This is a genomic window from Streptomyces sp. CNP082, from assembly GCF_059570535.1.
This window is the reverse complement of record NZ_JCANSZ010000053.1, coordinates 11,760-33,752: the sequence shown is the minus strand read 5'-3', so window position 1 is coordinate 33,752 and position 21,993 is coordinate 11,760. Positions and strand designations below refer to the sequence as shown.

General features: G+C 73.6%; 19 protein-coding genes. 7 read left to right on the top strand and 12 right to left on the bottom strand.

Going from position 1 to position 21,993, the window contains the following annotated elements:
• Nucleotides 1-167: 167 nt before the first annotated feature.
• Complete coding sequence (locus B124_RS30160) at nucleotides 168-842, bottom strand: Crp/Fnr family transcriptional regulator (RefSeq protein WP_181788951.1); 675 nt, start codon at nucleotides 840-842, stop codon at nucleotides 168-170.
• Between the two features lie 422 nt (nucleotides 843-1,264).
• On the opposite strand from B124_RS30160, the gene B124_RS30155 reads away from it, so the two are divergent.
• Nucleotides 1,265-2,269: an ATP-binding cassette domain-containing protein gene (locus tag B124_RS30155; protein ID WP_496506157.1), complete on the top strand. Its 1,005-nt coding sequence runs from the start codon at nucleotides 1,265-1,267 to the stop codon at nucleotides 2,267-2,269.
• On the top strand, nucleotides 2,266-3,087 hold the full coding sequence (locus B124_RS30150) for an ABC transporter permease (protein WP_496506156.1): 822 nt from the start codon (nucleotides 2,266-2,268) through the stop codon (nucleotides 3,085-3,087). The genes B124_RS30155 and B124_RS30150 overlap by 4 nt, the downstream gene beginning before the upstream one ends.
• Here the strand turns inward: B124_RS30150 and B124_RS30145 are convergent.
• From B124_RS30145 to B124_RS30135, 3 genes are all read right to left on the bottom strand, one after another.
• A complete protein-coding gene (locus B124_RS30145; RefSeq protein WP_496506155.1) occupies nucleotides 3,069-6,686 on the bottom strand; it encodes an AfsR/SARP family transcriptional regulator in 3,618 nt (1,205 codons plus the stop codon). The two genes, B124_RS30150 and B124_RS30145, sit on opposite strands and share 19 nt — an antisense overlap.
• A gap of 258 nt (nucleotides 6,687-6,944) precedes the next feature.
• Nucleotides 6,945-7,799: a geranyl diphosphate 2-C-methyltransferase gene (locus B124_RS30140; protein WP_496506154.1), complete on the bottom strand. Its 855-nt coding sequence runs from the start codon at nucleotides 7,797-7,799 to the stop codon at nucleotides 6,945-6,947.
• A 193-nt stretch (nucleotides 7,800-7,992) separates the two neighbouring features.
• Complete coding sequence (locus B124_RS30135; RefSeq protein WP_496506153.1) at nucleotides 7,993-9,231, bottom strand: family 2 encapsulin nanocompartment cargo protein terpene cyclase; 1,239 nt, start codon at nucleotides 9,229-9,231, stop codon at nucleotides 7,993-7,995.
• Nucleotides 9,232-9,455: 224 nt separating this feature from the next.
• Here B124_RS30135 and B124_RS30130 point away from each other — a divergent pair, with 224 nt between their 5' ends.
• Together B124_RS30130 and B124_RS30125 are read left to right on the top strand one after the other, a co-directional pair.
• Nucleotides 9,456-10,079 (top strand): TetR/AcrR family transcriptional regulator, encoded by a 624-nt coding sequence (locus B124_RS30130; protein ID WP_496506152.1) that lies wholly within the window; start codon nucleotides 9,456-9,458, stop codon nucleotides 10,077-10,079.
• A 221-nt stretch (nucleotides 10,080-10,300) separates the two neighbouring features.
• On the top strand, nucleotides 10,301-11,830 hold the full coding sequence (locus B124_RS30125) for an MFS transporter (RefSeq protein ID WP_496506151.1): 1,530 nt from the start codon (nucleotides 10,301-10,303) through the stop codon (nucleotides 11,828-11,830).
• Between the two features lie 177 nt (nucleotides 11,831-12,007).
• Here B124_RS30125 and B124_RS30120 read toward each other — a convergent pair whose 3' ends face one another.
• The 4 genes from B124_RS30120 to B124_RS30105 all read right to left on the bottom strand — a co-directional run bounded on the left by B124_RS30120 (nucleotide 12,008) and on the right by B124_RS30105 (nucleotide 15,376).
• Nucleotides 12,008-12,976, bottom strand: a complete 969-nt coding sequence (locus tag B124_RS30120) for a zinc-binding dehydrogenase (protein ID WP_496506150.1) — start codon at nucleotides 12,974-12,976, stop codon at nucleotides 12,008-12,010.
• A gap of 91 nt (nucleotides 12,977-13,067) precedes the next feature.
• Complete coding sequence (locus tag B124_RS30115; protein WP_496506149.1) at nucleotides 13,068-13,922, bottom strand: inositol monophosphatase family protein; 855 nt, start codon at nucleotides 13,920-13,922, stop codon at nucleotides 13,068-13,070.
• Nucleotides 13,923-14,001: 79 nt separating this feature from the next.
• Nucleotides 14,002-15,114 carry an SPFH domain-containing protein gene (locus B124_RS30110; protein ID WP_496506148.1) on the bottom strand — a complete coding sequence of 371 codons (1,113 nt, stop codon included), beginning with the start codon at nucleotides 15,112-15,114 and terminating at the stop codon, nucleotides 14,002-14,004.
• Between the two features lie 10 nt (nucleotides 15,115-15,124).
• The gene (locus tag B124_RS30105) at nucleotides 15,125-15,376 is read right to left on the bottom strand and encodes an NfeD C-terminal domain-containing protein (RefSeq protein WP_496506174.1); all 252 of its coding nucleotides are present in this window, start codon (nucleotides 15,374-15,376) and stop codon (nucleotides 15,125-15,127) included.
• Between the two features lie 146 nt (nucleotides 15,377-15,522).
• Here B124_RS30105 and nth point away from each other — a divergent pair, with 146 nt between their 5' ends.
• The 3 genes from nth (at nucleotide 15,523) to B124_RS30090 (ending at nucleotide 18,554) form a co-directional block, all read left to right on the top strand.
• A complete protein-coding gene (gene nth / locus B124_RS30100; protein ID WP_496506147.1) occupies nucleotides 15,523-16,353 on the top strand; it encodes an endonuclease III in 831 nt (276 codons plus the stop codon).
• A gap of 113 nt (nucleotides 16,354-16,466) precedes the next feature.
• Nucleotides 16,467-17,342: an NUDIX hydrolase gene (locus B124_RS30095; protein ID WP_496506146.1), complete on the top strand. Its 876-nt coding sequence runs from the start codon at nucleotides 16,467-16,469 to the stop codon at nucleotides 17,340-17,342.
• A gap of 12 nt (nucleotides 17,343-17,354) precedes the next feature.
• A complete protein-coding gene (locus tag B124_RS30090; protein WP_496506145.1) occupies nucleotides 17,355-18,554 on the top strand; it encodes a MarP family serine protease in 1,200 nt (399 codons plus the stop codon).
• Between the two features lie 64 nt (nucleotides 18,555-18,618).
• Here the strand turns inward: B124_RS30090 and B124_RS30085 are convergent, their stop codons facing one another.
• The 4 genes from B124_RS30085 to nhaA form a co-directional block, all read right to left on the bottom strand.
• Nucleotides 18,619-18,792, bottom strand: a complete 174-nt coding sequence (locus tag B124_RS30085) for a hypothetical protein (RefSeq protein WP_496506144.1) — start codon at nucleotides 18,790-18,792, stop codon at nucleotides 18,619-18,621.
• 172 nt (nucleotides 18,793-18,964) lie between these two features.
• Nucleotides 18,965-19,891 carry an alpha/beta fold hydrolase gene (locus tag B124_RS30080; protein ID WP_496506143.1) on the bottom strand — a complete coding sequence of 309 codons (927 nt, stop codon included), beginning with the start codon at nucleotides 19,889-19,891 and terminating at the stop codon, nucleotides 18,965-18,967.
• Entirely contained in the window at nucleotides 19,888-20,448 is a 561-nt protein-coding gene (locus tag B124_RS30075) for a phage holin family protein (protein WP_496506142.1), read from the bottom strand. Before B124_RS30075 ends, B124_RS30080 begins: the two co-directional genes overlap by 4 nt.
• Before the next feature lie 29 nt (nucleotides 20,449-20,477).
• Nucleotides 20,478-21,875, bottom strand: a complete 1,398-nt coding sequence (nhaA, locus tag B124_RS30070; RefSeq protein WP_496506141.1) for a Na+/H+ antiporter NhaA — start codon at nucleotides 21,873-21,875, stop codon at nucleotides 20,478-20,480.
• Between the last annotated feature and the right edge of the window lie 118 nt (nucleotides 21,876-21,993).

Here is a 21,993-nt window from a genome sequence, read left to right as displayed (position 1 = left end):
GGCAGCGTCCGGCCGCAGCACCAGCCATCGGCCCGATCCGTGGCGTCGGCTCAATCCGCCGCGCCGAGGGTCCGCCGCGCCGAGGGTCCGCGGTGCCGGGGCTCCGCGATGTCCGCCGGGTTTCGCCGACGCCTGCCGGGGGCCGGCGGCGCCGCGGCGGCCCGGCGTCAGCGCGAGCGCTTGGCCAGGCGCTCCACGTCCAGCAGGATCACGGCCCGCGCCTCCAGGCGCAGCCAGCCGCGGCTGGCGAAGTCCGCAAGTGCCTTGTTCACCGTCTCCCGGGAGGCGCCGACGAGCTGGGCCAGCTCTTCCTGCGTCAGGTCGTGCACGACGTGGATGCCCTCGTCGCCCGGCACGCCGAAGCGCCGCGAGAGGTCCAGCAGGGCGCGGGCGACGCGGCCCGGGACGTCGGAGAAGACCAGGTCGGACATCTGGTCGTTCGTGCGCCGCAGCCGGCGGGCGACCGCCCGCAGCAGCGCGGAGGCGACCTCGGGGCGGGCGTTCAGCCAGGGCTGGAGGTCGCCGTGGCCGAGGCCCAGCAGCTTGACCTCGGTCAGCGCCGTCGCGGTGGCCGTGCGCGGACCCGGGTCGAACAGGGACAGCTCGCCGATCAGCTCGCCGGGGCCGAGTACGGCCAGCATGTTCTCGCGGCCGTCGGGGGAGGTGCGGTGGAGCTTGACCTTGCCCTCGGTGACGACGTAGAGCCGGTCGCCGGGCTCGCCTTCGTGGAAGAGCGCGTCCCCGCGCGAGAGCGTCGCCTCGGTCATGGAGGCACGCAGCTCCGCTGCCTGCTCGTCGTCGAGCGCGGCGAAGAGGGGCGCGCGCCGCAGAACGTCGTCCACGAGTTCTCTCCTTGTCGGGGTGCCCGGGCGACCGCGGGCCGCTGCTCGGTCGGCCCGTCGAATTACATGATGCCGGACAGTAAAACAGTGCGATCAGTCACAAGTTTGACGTACCGCAGCGTGAACCGTACGCCAGGGATCCGATTGGCGGCACTTTTCCGGTGTTCAGCAGCGGGCGCTCGGGGGGTTGCGCGGGGGCGCGCGGTTGCGCGTGGAGGCCCGGGCGGGCGCTCAATGAGCCGGTCGAGCCGCCCTCGCGCGGGGCGCGTGGGTTGACCCGTACGGCCCTATTCCGCTCTCAGCGAACGCACCTCCCGCAACCCGATAACCCGGACATATCGCCACCGTGTCAGCGTCCTGTGCGCACCGTGCCAGCGGCCCTCGGCACGCTCCTTCCCGCAGACCGAGAAGGAGACACCCGTATGACCTACGCATTCAAGGCCGAGGGCCTGGTCAAACGGTTCGGCGCGACGACCGCGCTGGCCGGTATCGACCTCGCTGCCCGGCCGGGCACCGTCCTCGGCGTCCTCGGCCCGAACGGCGCCGGCAAGACCACGGCGGTACGCATCCTCGCCACCCTCCTCCGCCCCGACGAGGGCACGGCCACCGTCGGCGGCCTCGACGTCGTACGCGACGCCGGCGAGGTGCGCCGGCTCATCGGACTCACCGGCCAGTACGCCTCCGTGGACGAGGACCTGACCGGCACCGAGAACCTCGTGCTCATCGGCCGGCTCCTCGACCTGCGCACCGCCGCCGCCCGGGCGCGCGCCCGCGAGCTGCTCGCGCACTTCGAGCTGGCCGAGGCCGCCGGCCGCCCCGTGAAGACGTACTCCGGCGGCATGCGCCGCCGTCTCGACCTCGCCGCCTCCCTCGTCGGCCGGCCCGACGTCATCTACCTCGACGAGCCGACGACCGGCCTGGACCCGGTGCGCCGCGAGGACGTCTGGGGCATCGTCCGCTCGCTCGTCGCCGACGGCGTGACCGTGCTGCTCACCACCCAGTACCTGGACGAGGCCGACGCGCTCGCCGACGAGATCTCCGTCATCGACCACGGCCGGGTCATCGCCCACGGCACCCCCGCCGGGCTGAAGCAGCGCGTCGGAGGCCGCCACCTCGAGCTGCGCCCGCTGGACCCGGCGCGGCTGCTGGAGTCCGCCGGGATCCTCGGGGAGGTGGCGGGCACGCAGCCGGAGTCGCCGACGCGCGGCACGCTGAGCGTCCCCGTCGAGGACGACGGGATGCTCACCGCGGCCGTACGCCGCCTCGACGAGGCCGGGATCGCGGTGGCCGAGCTGGCGCTGCGCCTGCCCGACCTGGACGACGTGTTCTTCACCCTCACCGGCCACGGCGCAGCCGACCCGGCCGGATCCGTCACCGAGCCGGTCGGCGAAGCCCGTACCGACAAGCCCGAGGAGGCCGTCCGATGACCACGCTCACCTCCCCCGGCCGCACCGCCGTGCCGACCCGCCGCCAGGGCGCCGCGCGCTCCTTCGCGCTCGTACGCCACAGCGGCGCGCTCGCCGGCCGCAGCCTGACCAAGACCGCGCGCACGCCCGAGCAGTTGATCGACGTGACGCTGCAGCCGGTCCTCTTCATCGTCATGTTCCTCTACCTGCTCGGCGGCGCGGTCGCCGGCTCGACGCAGGAGTACCTGCAGACCCTGCTGCCCGCGCTCATGGTGATGAGCACGGTCTTCGCCTCCGTCCAGACCGGCATCAACCTCAACGACGACATCAAGAAGGGCATCTTCGACCGCTTCCGGAGCATGCCCACCGCCCGCTCCGCACCGCTGATCGGCTCGGTGCTCGGGGACCTGATCCGGTTCGTCATCCTGATAGTGGTGCAACTCGGCTTCGGGTACGCGGTGGGCTTCCGGGTCGAGACGGATCCGCTGTCGGCGCTGGCGGCCTGTCTGCTGGTGATGCTCTTCGCGTTCTGCCTGACGTGGGTGTTCGTGCTGATCGGGATGCTGGCGCGGGAGCCGGGGGCGGTGCAGGGCATCGGCTTCCTGGCGATGTTCCCGCTGACCTTCGGGACCAACGTACTGGTGCCCACTGACACCCTGCCCGGCTGGCTGCAGGCATGGGTCGACGCCAACCCGGTGACGGCGGTGATGGAGACCTCGCGCGGGCTGATGGTCGGGGGCGCGGTCGCGGGGCCGGCGCTGGAGACGGTGCTGTGGAGTGCGGGAGTGCTCGCGGTGTTCTTCCCGCTGGCGGTACGGGCCTACCTGCGGCGTGCGTAGGGGGAGCCGGGGGCGGGGCCGCCGGCGGGGTCCGGGGTTCCGGCAGGGGGCGGGGCAGGGGCTTCGGCGGAGGCCGGGGCTTCGGCCACGTACGCGCGGAGCAGTTCGATGGCGTCGTCCTGCTTGAGCACGGCGCCGCGGGCCCTGGCCGGCTCGAAGTCCGCGCCGAGTGCGCGGCGCAGCCGGACGGCCAGTTCCGCGGCGTCCGGCAGCGCGACGTCTCCGACGCCGCGGACGGCGTCGGCCGCGCCGAGCAGTTCGGCGGCGCGGGCGAACAGTGCACGTACGGGCCCCCGTGCCCCCGGCTCCGCCGCCGCGTGCTCCACTGCCGCTGCGTGCTCCGCTGTCTGCTCCGCCGCGTGCTCCGCCGCGTGCTCCGCCGCGTGCTCCGCCGCCAGTGTCGCCACGCCGACCCCGACCACCGCGACCACCGGCATGTCCTTCACCCCGGCCGCGGTGCCGAGCCCCGCCGCCAGCTCCGTACGCGCGCCCGCCAAGTCGGCCCGTACGCACGCCAGCAGCGCCCGCCCGGTCCGTACGATCGCCTCGATCTGCGGCACCGCCATCGTGCCCCGCCGCAGCGTCGCCAGCGCCTCCTCGTACCACCGCCCCGCCTCGTCCGGCTCCCCCGCCCAGCGCGCCAGGTCGCCCAGGACGTTGCGGCACAGGGCCGCAACGTGCGAGCGCCCGTCGCGCGCCGCCGTACGCAGCACGCGGTGCAACTCCGCGCGCGCCGCCTCCGTACGCCCCTGCGCCGCCTCAAGCCGGGCGAGGCGGATGCGCAACTGCCCCACGTCGTCCTCGGCGTGCACCTCGCGCATCAGCCGCAGCGCCTCGTCGAACCCCGCGCGCGCCCGCTCCGCGTCCCCCAGCAGCGCCCGGTACTCGCCGAGTTGGTGCAGCGCCATCGCCAGCCCCCACCGGTCGCCGGCCTCGCGGAACTCCGCCGCCGCCAGCTCCAGGTCCTCCTCCAGCCCCGCGGCGTACCCCTGGTTCTCCCGGAACGCCGCCCGGATCATCCGCAGCAGCGCCCGCGCCCACGGGTCCGGGTGCCCCAGCCGCTCGTCGATCGCCGCGAGCCCGCGCTCGTCGTCGTCCGTGAAGACCGCGATGCCCGGCTCCAGCGCCGCCAGCATCGGATGCCCGTGCTCCGGGTCGATGCGCGCCACCAGCGCGGTCAGCTCCTCGATGGCCCCCGCACTGGGGTGGGAGTCGCCGGCGGTGGCGCAGTTGATCAGGTAGAAGCCGAGGGCGACGGCGCGCGGTTCGAGGGGAGCATCGCCGGGGACGGCGAGCGCGAGGCCCAGCCAGTCGGCGGCCTCGGTGTGGTGGCCGAGGATGGTCCAGTAGATACCGAGGGCGGCGACCAGGCGGATGGCGCTTTCGGCGTCCTCGGCGTCGATGGCGTGCCGCAGGGCCGCGAGGAGGTTGTCGTGCTCGGCGTCGAGCAGGGCTATCCAGCCGAGTTGGCCGCTGCCGCGGACGTGCGGTTCCGCGGTCTCGGCGAGCCGGAGGAAGTGCGCGGCGTGCGCGGCCCGTACGCGGTCCAGGTCGCCGGCCTCGGCGAGGCGGTCGCGGCCGAACTCGCGGATGGTCTCCAGCATGCGGTAGCGCGGACCGGCGCTCGGCCCGGCTTCCGCGCCCTGAGGTGCTTCCGCGCTCTGCATCTGCAGCAGGGACTTGTCGGCGAGCGCGGCGAGCAGGTCGAGCGCGGTGACGACCTCCATACCGCACAACCCCGCCACGGACTCTGGCGTCACACCGCCGGGAAACACCGACAGCCATTCCGCGAGCCGCCGTTCCTCCTCGTCCAGCAGCTCCCAGCTCCAGGCGACGACGGCCTGGAGCGTACGGTGCCGGGGCAGCGCGGTGCGGCTGCCGGTGGTCAGCAGCCGGAACCTGTCGTCCAGGCGGGCGGCGACCTGCTCGACCGGCATCGAACGCAGCCGGGCCGCGGCCAGTTCGATGGCCAGCGGCAGGCCGTCGAGGCGGCGGCAGATCTCGGCGACGGCGGCGGCGCTGGCGGGGCCGACGGCGAAGTCGGGGCGGGCGGCGCGGGCACGGTCGGCGAAGAGCCGCACGGCGGGGGCCGGGTCGGGCGAGGCGGCCGGCGCGTCCGAGACGGCCGGTGCGCCCGGCGCGGGCAGGCCCAGGGGCGGAACGGGGCACAGGGCCTCGCCGTCGATGCCCAGCGGCTCGCGGCTGGTGGCGAGCACACGCAGCTCCGGGCAGCGGCGCAGAAGATGGTCGGCGAGGTGGGCGGCGGCGGAGACGACGTGCTCGCAGTTGTCGAGTACGAGCGTGGTGGGCGCGGCGGCGAGGGTGTCGGTGAGCCGGGTCAGCACGTCGCGCGGGGGCAGGTGGCGGTTGTCGAGTACGGCGCTCTCGCGTTGGCCGAGGGCGCCGAGCACGGCGAGGGGGACGTCGTCGCCGCCGGTCACGGGGGCGAGTTCGACCAGCCACACGCCGCCGGGGGAGTCGTCGAGCAGCGCGGCGGCTGCGGTGGTGGCCAGCCGGGTCTTGCCGGCGCCGCCGGGTCCCGTGAGGGTGACGAGCCGCGAGCCGCCGAGCAGCGCACGCACCCGGCGCAGCTCGTCGTCGCGGCCGACGAAGCTGGTGAGGGCGGCGCGCAGGTTGGTACGGACCGGGGGAGCGGGCTCGTCGGGGGCGGGTGTTCCGGCGCCGCCGCCCGGCTCCGTACGGTACGGACCGCCGGTGCCGCCCGGGCGCGTACGGTACGCACCGCTTGACGCAGCACCTGCCGCACCGCCTCTGCCGCCCGGCGCCGTACCGTACGGACCCTCCGTACCGCCGCCGCCACCCCACCCCGGCACCTCGCCCCGCAGCACCGCCACATGCAGCTCGCGCAGGTGCTCCGACGGGTCCGCACCCAGCTCCTCCGCCAGCAGCGCGCGGTACTGCTCGTACGCCCCCAGCGCCTCCGGCTGCCGTCCCGCCGCGCACAGCGTGCGGATCAGCAGCGCGCGCGGGCGCTCGCGCAGCGGGTGCGCCGTCGTCAGCGCCTCCAGCTCGGTGACCGCGGCACCGGGGCGGCCGGCCCCGGGACCGCCCGCGGCGAGACCGGCCTCGATGCGGTCCTCGGTGGCTGCCAGCCGCAACTCCTCCAGGCGGTACGCGGGCGCCGCCGCGAACGGCGCGTCCGCCACGTCCGCGAGCGCCGGCCCCCGCCACAGCGCCAGCGCCTCTTCCAGCAGCCGCCGCGCGGCGGCGGCGTCGCCCGCCGCCAGCGCCTCGCGCCCGGCCCGCGCCTGCCGCTCGAAACGCACGGCGTCCACCGCCTCTGGCGGCAGCGCGAGCCGGTAGCCGGCGGGCCCGTACGCGAGGGTGTCGGCCCGGCCGAGCGCCCGGCGCAGCCGGGAGACGAGGGACTGGAGCGCGTTGCCGGGGTCGGCGGGGGCGGCGTCGCCCCACAGGGCTTCGGCGAGCAGGGCGGTGGCGACGTACCGGCCGGGGTCGAGCGCGAGCCGTACGAGCAGCGCGCGCAGCCGGCCGCCGGCGACCTCCACCGGCACTCCGCCGGCGGCCACCTCCAGCGGACCCAGCACCCCTATGCGCACGTAGGCCAGCCTCTCACGCACCCCGTGAGCGGCCGACCTCCTTCACCGCGGCCTCTTTGCCCGCCGCTTCCTTTACCGCCGCCGGCTCTACCGCCGCCGGCTTCACCCGCCGCCGGACCGCCGGCCCGGCTCCTGCCCCGCCGGGCCCCGGAGCCCCCGGGCTCCGGGACCCGGACCGCGGCGCCGGTGCGGACGCGGTCACCGGCGCCGGGCCGTCCCGGTGGATCCCGCCGGCGCGGGCGCCCACCGGGCGATCCGGTCAGACCCGGCTGGAAACCGTCAGACCCGGTCCGCGGCGATCAGCAGGTACTGGAAGCTCCCGCTGCGGTACGCCGTGAGGAACACCTCCTCGATCCCCGTGGCCACCGAGGACTCGGCCCGCAGCTCCCAGTACGGGATCGTCGCCTCGGTCAGGTCGATGACCGCCGCGGGCACCAGCCGGTGCGCCACCAGCTCCTTGAAGTACGTCGAGCGCGGGTGGACGTTGCAGATGTAGTGCGCGTTAATCTGGCTGACCGCGCGGGACGGCAGCCCGTACGCGTCGTTGTAGCAGCCGGTGATGGTCACGTACCGGCCGCCGCGGGCGAGCAGCCGCGCGTGCTCCTCGAAGAGCTGCGACAACTCCACGTACATCGTGCTCTCGTTGTTCCAGATCCCGCGGAACGCGCCCGTCTCGAAGCCCGTGTCGAGCATGTTCTTCAGGTGGAACCGCACCGCGCTCCCCAGGCCGCGGCGCTGCACCTGGTCGTTGGCGAAGGCGACCTGGGACTGCGAGATGGAGATCCCGTCGACCCGGCAGCCGAACCGTTCGTACGCCATGAAGCTCGTGCCGCCGCGGCCGGAGCCGGCGTCCAGCAGCCGGGCGCCGGGGTCGGGTGCGCCGAGGTGGTCCAGCAGGAGGGTGGCCTGCGCGGTCTCCAGGCGGTGCATCTCCGCGATGATCCGCGCTTCCCGGGTCTCCTCGGGGCCCGCCAGCACGGACTGGTCGGCCTCGCCGATGCCGTAGTGGTGGTGGTACGTCCCGCTGACGTCGCCGAGCTTGAGGTTGACCGGGTTCTTCTCCCGGTTCCAGTAGTCGGCGATGGAGTGCTGGTACGGGCTGGTGAGGACGTGCGTGTCGGCGGCTGCCGCCATGGTCGTTCTCCTTCTGGGGCGTGCTGAAGCGTGCAGAGGCTGCTGAGGTGTGGTCGGGGACGTGCTGATGCGGGCCGCGCGGGACGCGTGGGCTCGTCAGGGGGACTGGCGGGCCACGACGGGGCAGCGGCTCAGCGGGTCAGGCGGTTCAGCCAGGTCAGGCGGATCAGCCGGGTCAGGCGGATCAGCCGGGTCAGGCGGTCTGGTAGCGCGCGCTCGTGGCGTGCCACTCCTTGCAGCCGCCCATCCAGGCCCACACCCCGGCCAGGAAACGGCCGAGCTGCGGGGAGCCGGCGGCGGTCAGGGCCGCGGCCTCCGCCTCGTAGGTGTGCATCAGCTCGTCGTGGATCAGGGCCGTCCGGTCCACGGCCTCCTGGAGGGTGCAGCCTTCCTCGGCGGCGATCAGGTTGGGAAGGTTGGTGTCCGTGGGGTCTTCCTTTCCCATCGAGTACAGGTCGTTGAGGAGGACGCTGGCGGTGCCGGCGTAGAGGTACGTGCGGCGGACCCGGGCGTCGGCGAACTCGTCGGGCGGCAGTTCGTACCCGCTGACGGGGTCCACGAGGACCATGCAGGGGAAGAACGCGTTCTCGTAGCGGTGCAGCAGGTACTCCCACACCGCGGGGGTCCGCCCCGAGGCGCGCCACTCGGCCTCCTGGCCGTATCCGACGAACATGACGGCCAGCTCGTGCCGCAGCCGGGCGACCTGGGTGGGGCCCGCGTACCGCGAGAGGTGCGCGAGGGCGGAGCGGAACGCGCGCAGCACCGGCTCGCGCTGGACGGTCTCCTCGAACTGGGGCATGTAGCGCGCGGGGAGGCGCACGGGGTCGATGACGGCGTGCGCCAGCGCCATCCGCTCGCCGAGCAGGCTGGGGTCCGCGTCCTCCCCCTCGTCCACCCAGTGGTCGTCCACGGACCACTCGGACAGGCCGCACTTGGCGGCGGCCAGCAGCCGGTCGGAGTCGTCGCAGTCGGGGTGGGCCAGCATGAACAGGCGGCCGAACTGGTGGGAGCGCAGGCGCTCGATGCGGCCGGTGAAGATGCCGATCTCCTCGGCCCATTCGACCAGGCGCCTATTGACCTCCTCGGCGAGCGCGGGGTCGTCGCGGAGGGCGTCGGGGCAGTACAGCGGCGGGATCCGCAGGCCGCCGCGCCCGGTGCCGCCGTCGGGCGGGGGCACGGCGGCGGACCCGGCACCGGGTGCGGGCTCCGAGCCGGGTTCCGCGCTGGGCTCTCGGCCGGGCTCAGTACTGGTCTCAGTGCTGGTCTTCGGGCTGGTCTTCGGGCTGGGCTGCGTACGGGCGGAGGGCTGCGACCCCGGCGGCGGGGCGGCTTTCGGCACGTACCCGGAGAGGGGGTGCGCGGCGGCGGTGCCGAGGCCGGTGGGGCCGAGGGAGGGGAGGGCGCGGAGTGCTTCGGCGGGTGCCTCGGTCATGCTCGGCACCCGGCCTCCGCGGCGGCCGGTGAGGAGATCGTCATACTTCGACGCTAGGCATCTGCGTCGAGTGCGGCAATCGCTCAAAAGAGTATGTATAAAAGGGGGATTGGCAGGGTGGAGGTTCCTGCTCGAACTCGCCGGGTGAAACGGTTGCGTTTCTCCCGACCGGCCCGCTAGCGTGGATGGTACGAAACCGTTCCGTACGTAAAGGACCGCCCGCCATGCCCGGCAGATCCGTCAGCCAGCTCCCCGGTCAGAGCTCCGGCACCCGGATCCGCCGCCCCCGCATGACCCCCGAGCGCGAGCGCGAGCTGCTCGACGCCGTGCTGGGCGTGCTGCGCGAGTCGGGGTACGAGGCGCTGTCGATGGACCTCGTCGCGACCCGCGCGCGATGCAGCAAGGCGACGCTGTACCGGCAGTGGCACAGCAAGGCGGAGATGGTCGTGGCCGCGATGATCGCGAACCGGCCCGTGGACCCCGGTGCCGTCGACACCGGCTCCCTCCGCGGCGATCTGATCAGTCTCGTCGAGGAGTTGTCCACCACCGCGGAGCAGGACACCGCGCTGATCGCCGCGATACACCACGCCGCGCTCATCGACGGTGACCTGGCCGCCACGCTGCACACCTCGCTCGCGGACTACGAGCTGACGCACCTGTCCGGGCTGCTCGACCGCGCCGTGGCGCGCGGGGAGCTGCAAGGGCAGCCGGGCGCGGCCGAGTTCCTGCCGCAGTTGCTGTTCGGCGCTGTCGTCATACGTCCGCTGATCGACGGGGCGTTCGCCGATTCCGCGTATCTCGCCCGGTTCGTCGACCTGGTCGTGCTGCCGGCGCTGCGCCACTCCTGACCCGTACGACCTCACCGCCGCGCCGGCCGCCGTCGGCTGCCCACCGCTGACTGCCGCTGACCGCCGGCCGCCGCTCGCCCGCCGCCCGCGTACGCAGCCCTGCCGGCCGACGCCGCCGAGCCCGGCCGTACCCGTACCCGACGCCCCGCATCCGCGGCCGTACGCACCTCATCCGGCCTTCGAGCACCCGACCCCTCCGCCACCCCCACACGGAGCCCGCCATGTCCCCATCCCGTGCCGAAGCCGGCAGCGGCCCCGCCGACAGCCCCGGCCCGGCCGGCGCCGACGACCCGTCCCACGCCGAGCGCGCCCACCGCCACCGCTGGCTGATCCTCGCCGTCCTCGGCCTCGCCCAGCTGATGGTCGTCCTCGACGTGACCATCGTGAACATCGCCCTGCCGTCCGCCCAGTCCGACCTCGGCTTCTCCAACGGCGACCGGCAGTGGGTCGTCACCGCGTACTCGCTGGCCTTCGGCAGCCTCCTGCTCCTCGGCGGCCGTATCGCCGACCTCGTCGGCCGCAAGGTCACCTTCCTCGTCGGGCTCGTCGGCTTCGCCGCCGCGTCCGCCGTGGCCGGTGCCGCCGTGAACTTCGAGATGCTCATCGTCGCCCGCGCCTTCCAGGGGGCCTTCGGCGCGCTCCTCGCCCCGTCCGCGCTGTCGCTGCTGACGACGACGTTCACCGACCCGGGTGAGCGGGCGAAGGCGTTCAGCGTCTACGGCGCCGTGTCCGGCGCCGGCGGCGCCATCGGCCTGCTGCTGGGCGGCACGCTCACCGAGTACCTGGACTGGCGCTGGACGCTGTACGTGAACGTGGTCCTCACCGTGGTCGCCTTCGTCTTCGCCTCCGCGCTGCTGTCCCATACCGCACGCGACCGGAGCGTCACGCTCGATGTGCCCGGCACCCTCCTGGTCACGGCCGGACTGTTCGCCGTCGTCTACGGGTTCTCCAACGCCGAGCACCAGGACTGGGGCGCGCCCGCCACCTGGGGGCTGCTGATCGCCGGCGCCGTGCTGCTCACGGCGTTCGCCTGGTGGCAGACCCGCAGCCCGCATCCGCTGCTGCCGATGCGCATCGTGACCGACCGCAACCGCGGCACCTCCTTCCTCGCCATGCTGATCGCCGCGGGCGGAATGTTCGGCGTCTTTCTGTTCCTCACGTACTACCTGCAGACCGGCCTCGACTACACGCCGGTCAAATCCGGCATCGCCTTTCTGCCGATGGTCGGCGGCCTGGTGGTCGCCGCGACGCTCGCCACCAACGTCGCCGTGCCGCGCCTCGGGCCGCTGGTGGTGGTGCCGCTGGGCATGGCGATCGCGGCCGTCGCCCTGGCGTGGATGACGACGCTGGACTTCAGCAGCTCGTACGCGGCGCACATCCTGCCGATGACCGTCATGGCCGGCTTCGGCCTCGGGCTGGTCGTGGCGGCGGCGATGAGCCTGGGCACGCTGGGCGTCTCCGTGCACGACGCGGGCGTGGCCTCCGCGACGGTCAACGCCATGCAGCAGGTCGGCGGCTCCATCGGCATCGCCCTGCTCAACACCCTCTCCGCCAGCGCCGCCACCGACTACCTCACCGGGCGCAATCCCAAGGACCCGGCGGTGCGGGCGCAGGCCGCGCTGGAGAGCTACCACACCGCGTTCTGGTGGTCGGCGGGCTTCTTCACCATCGGCGCGGTGGTGACCCTGTTCCTGTATCCGCCCGGCGCGCCCAAGGAACTGAAGGGCGGGGCGCCCACGATCCACGCGTGAGCCCCGCCCGGGCCCGGCCACGCGCATACGCCGTCACGCGCGCGTACTCCGTCACGCCCACGCCGCCACGCCCACGCCGCCACGCCCACGCCGCCACGCCCACGCCGTCACGCCCGCACGCCGTCACGCCCGCACGCCGTCACGCGCGTACGCTCACGGCCTCCCGCGTCCGCCCGTTCACACCACGAGCAGCGACTTGCCCACCGTCGCGCGCCGGGCGAGCGAGGCGTGCGCGTCCCCGGCGCGCGCCAGCGGGTACCTCGCGCCGATCACGGGCCTGATGCGGCCCGCGGCGGCGAGGTCCAGGGCCTCGGCGAGCGCGGCCTGCGCGACGGACACGGCGGGCGGGCCGCCTGCCAGCAGGTTGGTCACCCGCACGCCCCGCTCCTCGGCCGTGCGCGGGTCGATCTCGGCGAAGCCGCCGTCGGACGTCCCGTACGTGACGAACCTGCCGCCCCGCGCCACCGTCCCGAACACCGCCCGGCCCAGCTCGCCCCCGGCGCCGTCGAAGGCCAGGCCGACGCCGTCCCCGCCGGCGGCCTCGCGGACCCGGTCCTGCCAGCCGTCCTCGGAGTAGTCGACGGCGTGCTCCGCCCCCAGCTCGCGGGCGAGGGCGAGCTTGCGCTCGCCGCGCGCCGCCGCGACGACGCGCGCCCCGGCGTCGCGCGCCAGTTGCACCACCAGCGACCCCGCCCCGCCGGCAGCCGCCGCCACGAGCACCGTCTCGCCCGCGCGGACCTGCCCCGCGCGGGCGAGCCGCACCGCGGTGGCGCCGTCGTGCAGCAGGGCCGCCGCCTCCGCCGTGCCGAGCGCGTCCGGGACGGCGGCGATCTGTGCCACCTCGGCGACGACCTGCTCGGCGTACCCGGCGGACGCCGGGGCGACCACGCGCCGCCCGGCCCACGCCGGGTCGACGCCCTCCCCGACGGCCAGCACGGTCCCCGCGCCGCCCCCGCCCGGCACGTACGGCGGCCGTACCGGAAAGAACTCGCCGCCCCAGCCGGACCGCAGCAGGGTGTCCAGGTAGATGACGTCGGCCAGCTCCAGCCCCACCACGACCTGCCCCGCACCGGCCACCGGCTCGGGCACCTCCGCCGGCACCAGCACCTCGGGCCCGCCGAACTCCCGTACCTCGATCGCACGCACCGCGACCACGCTCCCGTCTTGATCGACTCGGAGTGGCCAACGTAAGAATTGAACCGAGGTTCAGGTCAACCGGCGACCGCTGCGGCCCCCGTCACCCCCGGTGCTGCCCCGCGGCCAGCTCCACCAGCGCGGCGTGGGTGCCGCCGTCGGCCGCCGCTATCAGCCCGCCCGCACTGTTGTGCAGCGGACGGCCGTCGATGCCGGTGACGACGCAGCCAGCCGCCTGGCACAGCGCGATCCCCGCGGCGAAGTGCACGCTGGCGCGCAGGTCGCCGCCGTCGGTGACGTACGCGGCCCGGCGGCCGGCGGCGACCCAGGCCAGCGCCAGCGTGGTCGACACCACCCGCGGCCGGAAACGCGGTGCGAATCCGGGGGAGGTCAGCAGGCGGGCGGCCGCGAAGGCGGGGGAGTGGGGGAACGGCGGGTCGAGGTTGACGTCGACCAGGCCGGAGCCGGGCGCCGGTACCAGCTCCTCGTCCACACCGTCGTCCACGCCGTCGCGGCTGAGCCCGGCCCGTACCCCGTCGGTCCAGAACACCTCGCCCGCGAACGGGTCGGCCACCGCCGCCGCGGTCACCGCGTCCCCGGCCCGCAGGGCGACGTTCACCGCGACCAGCATGGTGCGGGAGGCGTAGTTCAACGTGCCGCACAGCGGGTCGACCAGCCACCTGCGCCGCGCCTCCGCCGTGCCGCTCGCGCCGCTCTCCTCGCCGGTCACGGCGTCGCCGGGGCGGGCGGCGCGCAGCACGGCGAGTACGGCACCTTCGGCCTCGATGTCCGCGGCCGTGGCGAAGTCGCCCGCGGACTTCTCGTACCGCCGCAGCGACCTGCCGTGGAGCTCGCGGAGCACCGCCGCGCCCGCCAGGGCCGCCGTCACGGCAAGCCGCGCGTCGCTCCCGGCCGGCGTGTCTTCCGCAGGGGATACCGGCTTGTGTTGTCCGTCCATGGGGCCAGCTTCCCCCGCCGTACGCGACAGCGGCCGGCGGGGGAGGGGGAGGAGGTCAGGACGTCCGGATCGACGGGCCCTAGCGGCCCGGCTGTTCGTCGCCCGCGGGCCGGGGCTGGGGCATCGTGTTCCGTACGGAGTCCAGAATGGTCAGCCCCTGGCCGACCAGCCCCGCCGTGAGCTGGCCGAGGCCGTCGGCCCCGTTCAGCACGTTGATGTTGGCGCCCTTGAGGCCCGCGGCGGCCTTCTCGACGATCTTCGGGAGCTGGTCGATCAACTGCTGGTCCAGCGCGACCCGCTCGTACGAGGACGCCGCCTCGGCCTGGATCTTCATCCTCTCCGCCTCGGCGAGCGCCAGCACCCGCACCCGTTCGGCCTCCGCCTCGGCCGGCTTGACCACCTCGGCCTGCAGCTCCTGCTGGCGGAGCCGGGCCGCGCGCTCGGCCAGCTCGGTCTGCGCGGCGAGCACGTCCTGCTGCGCGTGCGCCTGCGCCAGCGGCCCGGCCTGCGCCGCCTCCGCCTCGACCCGGCTGACCTCGGCCTCGTACTGCGCCCGCACCATGGCGGTCTCCCGGGCGTACTCGGCCTGCTTCCGCGCGGACTCCTGCTCCGCCTCGGACGCCCGCTGCGCCGCCTGGGCCTGGGCGATCTTCGCCTCGCGCTGGATGGCCGCCTGGTGGGGCGCCGACATCGCCTTGATGTAGCCGGTGTCGCCGTCGTCGATCGACTGGATCTGGAACGAGTCGACGATCAGGCCGATCCTGCCCATCTCGCTCTTGGAGGTCTCCACCACCTCGGAGGCGAGCTTCTGCCGCTCCGTGACGATCTCCTCGACCGTCATCGATCCGATGATGGCGCGCAGGTGCCCGGCGAAGATCCGCCCGGTCAGCACCGACATCTCCTTCTGCTCGGAGAGGAAGCGCTGTCCGGCGTTGACGATGCTCTCGATGTCGTTGCCGACCTTGAAGGCGATCACGGACCGTACGGTCAGCGGGATGCCCTGTCTGGTCACGCAGTACTCGGCGACCTCCGACTCGTGCATCGCGAGCGACAGGAAGCGGGTCTTGCGGAAGATCGGTAACACGAACCTGCCGTGTCCGACGACGACGCGGAACGGTGCCCCGTCCCGCCGGCGCCTGCCGCCCGACACGAGCATGGCCTGGTCAGGGGCCGGAACGCGATAGCCGAACATGCTTACCTCCTCACTTCACGGGACCGCTGCCGCCGGTCAGCTCGTCCAGCGGATCGGTCCACGCGATCACGGTGACCTGGCGACCGCCGCAATACTCGGTGACGAGCACCTCAGAGCCTTGCGGCAACGGCTCGGCGGACCAGGCGAGAAAGGTCTCCGTGCCACCCCTGACCCGCACCAGCACCTCGCCGGGGCCGGCGGATCCGCGGGTGGGGATGACGAGAACGCCGAGACAGCCGATCACGGCGTCGTCCGGCACCATCGATGGATCCCCCTCCATCACCCTGCTCGCGACGTTCATGCGTACCCTACTCACGACGACGGCCGCTCAATCTTGGTTTCACCTCCCCGGGAGGGGCCCCAGCGGTTTCCCTCTTCGGTGTCAGCCGGGGCCCGTAGGCTGGGCCCATGGCGAAGAGTGGCAAGGCAGCACCCGCGGCCGGAGGCCGCGCGGTGGTGCGCAAGGCGAAAGCGGCGCCGACGCGGACGGGGCTGGTGCGGCAGGCCCGGCGGATCTACCGCGAGCTGGCCGAGGTGTATCCGTACGCGCACCCGGAGCTGGACTTCGAGAACCCGTATCAGCTGCTCATCGCCACGGTGCTCTCCGCGCAGACCACCGACCTGCGGGTGAACCAGACGACGCCCGCCCTGTTCGCGAAGTACCCGACGCCCGAGGACCTGGCCGCGGCCAATCCGGAGGAGGTCGAGGAGCTGATCCGGCCCACGGGGTTCTTCCGCGCCAAGACCAAGTCGATCATGGGTCTTTCGCAGGCGCTGCGGGACGACTTCGGCGGCGAGGTCCCGGGGAATCTGAAGGACCTGGTCAAGCTGCCGGGCGTGGGCCGCAAGACGGCGTTCGTCGTCCTCGGCAACGCCTTCGGGGTCCCCGGCATCACGGTGGACACGCACTTCGCCCGGCTCGTGCGGCGCTGGCAGTGGACCGCGCAGACCGACCCCGACAAGATCGAGCAGGAGGTCGGGTCCCTCTTCCCGAAGAAGGACTGGACCATGCTCTCGCACTACGTGATCTTCCACGGCCGGCGCATCTGCCACTCCCGCAAGCCCGCCTGCGGCGCCTGCCCCATCGCTCCGCTCTGCCCGGCGTACGGCGAGGGGGAGACGGACCCCGAGAAGGCCCAGAAGCTGCTGAAGTACGAGAAGGGCGGCATGCCGGGGCAGCGCCTGAAGCCCCCGCCGGACTACCCCGGGAAGCCCGCGCCCCCGCTGGGAGCCGCATGACGCGCTCACGCGGAACGCCCGGCGCGCCGGGCGGCGGCGCTGCGGCTGATGCCGCGCATGACATGGCGGATACGGCGGACAGAGCGGATAGATCGGGCGGGGCGGACGAGGCGGTGCCCGGTGCTTCGCTGCGTGTGGATGTGGCCGGGGCGCGCGGGGAAGCGGACGGGGGCGCGCGCGGCGGTGCAAGCGCCGCGGACGGGCGCACCGGAGGCGCAGATCCCGCCCGTACGACCGGTGGTCGAACGCCCGCGTCCCCCGCGCCCGTCGCCCAGGGGACCGGCTCGCACCCGCCCGCCTCCTCCGGACCCGCCTCCCCCGGACCCGCCGCCGTCAGCGACGCCGGGCTGCCCGGGTGGCTGGCGCCGGTCGCCGACGCGGCCCGTACCGTACGGCCGGAAGAGCTGAGCAGCTTCCTCCCGCCCGACGGCGACGGCGGCCGGCCCGCCGCCGTGCTCGTCCTCTTCGGCGAGGGCGACGACGGCCCCGAGCTGCTGCTCACCGAGCGCGCCAGCTCGCTGCGCTCGCACGCCGGCCAGCCCTCCTTCCCCGGCGGCTCCCTGGACCCCGAGGACGGCGACCCCGCCGGCGAAGGGCCGCTGCGCGCCGCGCTGCGCGAAGCGCAGGAGGAGACGGGGCTCGACCCCGCAGGCGTGCAGGTGTTCTCCGTGCTGCCCCGGCTGTACATCCCCGTCAGCGGCTTCGTCGTCTCACCCGTGCTCGGCTGGTGGCGCGAGCCCAGCCCCGTCGGCGTCGTCGATCCGGCTGAGACGGCCCGGGTGTTCAGCGTCAGCGTGGCGGATCTCACCGACCCGGCGAACCGGGCCGTGGCCGTGCATCCGCGCGGCCATCTCGGCCCCGCTTTCCTCGTCAACTCCGCGCTGGTCTGGGGTTTCACCGCCGGCGTGATCGACCGCATCCTGCACCTGGCCGGGTGGGAGCGGCCCTGGGATCGCGACCGCCGGGTGCCGCTGGACTGGCACGCATGAGACGGTGACCGGGTGAACGTGCTGGACATCCTGCTCGTGGCGGCGGCCGTGTGGTTCGCCGTGGTCGGCTATCGCCAGGGTTTCGTCGTCGGTGTCCTGTCCGTGTGCGGCTTCGTCGGCGGCGGGCTGCTCGCCATCTATCTGCTGCCGGTCGTCTGGGACTTGGTGACCGACGGCGCCGCCCTCGGCCCGACGGCCGCGTTCGGCGCCATCGTCCTCGTCCTCATAGCGGCCTCGGTGGGCCAGGGACTCACCACCCACCTCGGCAACCAACTGCGGCAGCACATCACCTGGTCACCCGCCCGCTCCCTCGACGCCACCGGCGGCGCGCTGGTCAACGTCGTGGCGCTGCTGCTCGTCGCCTGGCTGCTCGGCACGGCGCTGGGGTCGACGACGCTGCCGACCGTCGCCCGCGAGGTGCGTGCGTCGAAGGTACTCAACGGCGTGGCGGAGGTGATGCCGAAGAGCGCCGACACCTGGTTCGGCGACTTCAGCTCGGTGCTCTCGGAGAACCGCTTCCCCCAGGTCTTCGCGCCGTTCCAGAGCGAGCAGATCACGAACGTCCCGCCGCCCGACCCCGCGCTCGTGGGCAGCCCGGTGGTGGCGCGGGCGCGGGAGAGCATCGTCAAGGTCGTCGGCACGGCCGAGTCCTGCGGCAAGGTGCTGGAGGGCACCGGGTTCGTCTTCGCGCCGCAGCGCGTGATGACCAACGCCCACGTCGTCGGCGGCGTCGACGAGCCCACCGTGCAGATCGGAGGCGAGGGCCGGCTCTACGACGGCGAGGTCGTGCTCTACGACTGGGAGCGGGACATCGCCGTGCTGGAGATCCCCGAGCTGGACGCCCCCGCCCTGCCGTTCGACCAGGACGCCGCCGCCCGCGGCGACGACGCCATCGTCGCCGGCTTCCCGGAGAACGGCGGCTTCGACGTACGGGCGGCGCGCGTGCGCGACCGGATAACGGCCAACGGCCCGGACATCTACCGCCGCGGCACGGTCAACCGCGACGTGTACTCCCTCTTCACCCTCGTCCGCCAGGGCAACTCCGGCGGCCCGCTGCTCGATCCCGAAGGCGCCGTCGTGGGCGTCATCTTCGCCAGATCCATGGACGACAAGGACACCGGCTACGCGCTGACCGTCGACGAGGTCCGCGACGACATCGAGCGCGGGCGCACGGCATCACAGCAGGTGGACAGCGACAGTTGCGCCATGTGAGACATGGGGTCTGAGGAGGGGGAGCCCCGGAATCCTGCTCGGGGCCCGGCCCCGCCGGGGCCGCTCAGTGCACGCGGCGCAACCGGGCGCTCATCCAGCGGGCCCGGCGGCGCAGAATGTGCGGGATCCCCAGATGGAGGTCCACTTCGCGATGCGCCGCGGCGCCCTGGCGCGGTCTGGCGTCCGGGGCGGGGGAGCGGTGGGTTCCTACGTCGTTGTAGTCATGCGTCCAACCCATACCCCGGATCCTCCCCCCACCGGGCGGCCGGTAATCGCCCTTTCTCCGGGCCCTTGGCCTATGCGGGATGCAAGTGACGCGGGCCGTTCCGGGGTCGGCGGCGCCGGGTCCGCGAGGCTCTCGTCACCGAGGGTGCCGAACGGGCGGCGGTCCCGCGGGGAGCTGCGGCGGTTCAGCGGTCGGGCTCGGGATCCCGTAGCCAGTTGACGAGTTCGGTCGTAAACGCGACCGGGTCCTCCTCGTGCGGGAAGTGCCCGAGACCGTCGAAAAGCCGCCATCGGTACGGCGCTTCCACGTACGCCACCGAACCCGCCGCGCTCCTCGTGCGCATCACCGGATCGAGGGACCCGTGCAGATGCAGCACCGGCACCCGCACCGGCAGCTTCATCCGGCGGTAGAACTGGATGCCGTCCGGCCGTGCCAGCGACCGTACGAGCCAGCGGTACGGCTCCACCGAGCAGTGCGCCGTCGAGGGCACGGTCATCGCGCGCCGGTAGGTCTCCAGCGTCTTGTCGTCCGGCTGCCGCGGCCCCGACCAGGCCCGGATCAGCCGGCCGACCAACGCGGCGTCGCCGGCGACGAGTTGCCGCTCGGGCAGCCAGGGGCGCTGGGCGCTCCAGACGAAGGAGCCCGCGGCGCTCTGCCGCGGGTCGGTGAGCATCGCGGAGCGCCAGCGGCGCGGATGCGGCATCGAGGAGACGGTCAGCCGGCGGATCAGCTTGGGCCGCATGACGGCCGCGGTCCAGGCGAGATAGCCGCCGAGGTCGTGGCCGACGAGCGCGGCGTCCGGCTCGCCGAGGGAGCGGATCACGCCGGTGACGTCGAGGGCGAGGTTCGCGGGGTCGTAGCCGCGCGGCGTACGGTCACTGCCGCCGACGCCGCGCAGGTCCATGGCGACCGCCCGGTACCCGGCCTCGGCGAGCGCGGGCAGTTGATGCCGCCAGGTCCACCAGAACTGCGGAAACCCGTGCAGCAGCAGCACCAGCGGCCCCTCGCCCGTCTCCACGATGTGGAAGCGGGCGCCGTTCGCCGCGACGTCCCTGTGGATCCAGGGGCCCTCGATGTGGACTGCCGGGTCGACTGGCGACGGTGCCGTCATGACTCCGAGCGTGCCACGTCCGCGGCCGGCTTGCGTCGGTCCGCCGGATGACTTCGGCCGCGCAGGGAGTCCGAGATGACGCTGGCGGTCTTCTTGGTGGACTTCATCGCGCGCTCGGGCTTGCGCATCTGGCGCATCTTGGCGATGCCCCAGCCGGCGGCGAGCGCGCCGAGGAGCAGGTGGGCGCCGAAGACGATGAGGAACGACCAGCCGAGGTGGAGGCCCAGGGCGTGCAGCCCGTACGCGGCGGCGAAGCTCAGCACCGGGATGCCGAAGAGGACGAGCACGGCGGCGGCGCCGAGGGCGGCGCCGCCGGCGCCGGCGCGCTTGATGTCCTCCCGGGTCTCCGCCTTGAGCAGGGCGATCTCGTCGTGGACCAGCGCGCTCAGATCGGTGGTGGCGGTCGAGACGAGCTGCCCGAGGCTCTGCTGCGTGTCGAGGTGGGCGTCGGTGTCGAGGGCCGCGCCCGCGGTGATCTTCACCGTGCCGACCTTCGTTGTGGTGCTCGCGTCCGCGGCCGTCCGGTTTCCCGCCGCACCGTCACCGGCTGCGCTCATCGTCCGTCCCTTCGCCGCCTGAAGTCACATCATGCCCGACCGTCACCCGACTTGCCCGGCGGGTGCCGCGTTTCGGCACGCCTGCGGTGCTCGGCGGCCTTTGCCTCGTAGATGACGGCCATCCGGAGGTGGTACTCCGGATCGTCCTGCTGGTAGATGTCCGGGATGCTGTCCCGGTCCTCGTCGCGCAGGTCCTCCTCCGCTATCGCCCGGTAGCGATTGTCGCGGATCTTGAGCATGACGCACGCGAGCACGGCGGCGATGACCGAGCCCGTCAGCACCGCCGCCTTGGTCTGCTCGGCGAGCGCGGCGTCCTCGGTGAAGGCCAGCTCGCTGATGAGCAGCGAGACGGTGAAGCCGATGCCGCCCAGCGTCGCGACGGCGGCCACGTCGGGCCAGGACAGCGCCGGGTTCAGCTCCGCCCGGGTGAAGCGGGCCGCGAGCCAGGAGCCGATGGTGATGCCGAAGATCTTGCCGAGGACGAGGCCGAGCACGACGCCGAGGGGCTCGGGGTCGGTGAACACCTTGCCCAGCGAGTCGGCGTTCACGGCCACGCCCGCGGCGAAGAAGGCGAAGACGGGGACCGCGAGGCCGGCGGAGAGCGGACGCATCTGGTGCTCGATGCGCTCGCCGGGCGAGCACTCTTCGCCCGGCCGGGTGGTGACGCGCAGCGTCAGGCCCATGGCGACGCCCGCGATGGTGGCGTGCACACCGCTGGTGTGCATGAGCGCCCAGTTGACCACGGCCAGCGGTACGTACACGTACCAGCCGCGTACGTCCCGGCGCTGGAGGAACCAGAAGAGGACGAGGCCGGCGAGGGCGGCGCCAAGGGCGGCGAAGTTGATGCCGGAGGTGTAGAAGACCGCGATGATCAGGATCGCGAAGAGGTCGTCCACGACGGCCAGCGTCAGCAGGAAGGCGCGCAGCGCGGAGGGGAGGTTGCTGCCGATGACGGCGAGCACGGCGAGGGCGAACGCGATGTCGGTCGCGGTGGGGATGGCCCAGCCGCCGAGATCGCCGCGGCCGGCGTTGACGGAGACGTAGAAGAGGGCGGGGGTGGCCATGCCGCAGAGGGCGGCGACGATCGGCAGCGCCGCGGCCCGCGGGTCGCTCAGCTCCCCGTCGACCAGCTCGCGCTTGAGTTCGACGCCGACGACGAAGAAGAAGATCGTCAACAGCCCGTCCTTGGCCCAGTGGGCGAGGTCGAGGCGGAGATCGAGCGCGGAGGGGCCGAAGGTGAAGCCCTTGATGTCGTCGTACGTGCCGCTGAGGCCGCTGTTCGCGAAGATGAGGGCGATGACGGCCGCGGCCAGCAGGATCAGTCCGCCGACGGTCTCCGTGCGCAGGGCCTCGGTGAGGAACCTGCTCTCCTTGAGGGACGGTCTGCGCAGGAACTCGGACTGCTGCGGGCGCTGGGGCGCGGTCACGAAGGGGCCTCCTGGGCGGTGGGCGGCGGATACACGAGTGCTGTGTGCCGACCAGACTTCCCGGCGCGCCTCAGGGTTTTATCGCTCTCTTTACGTATCTCCGCCACCCTACAGGGCG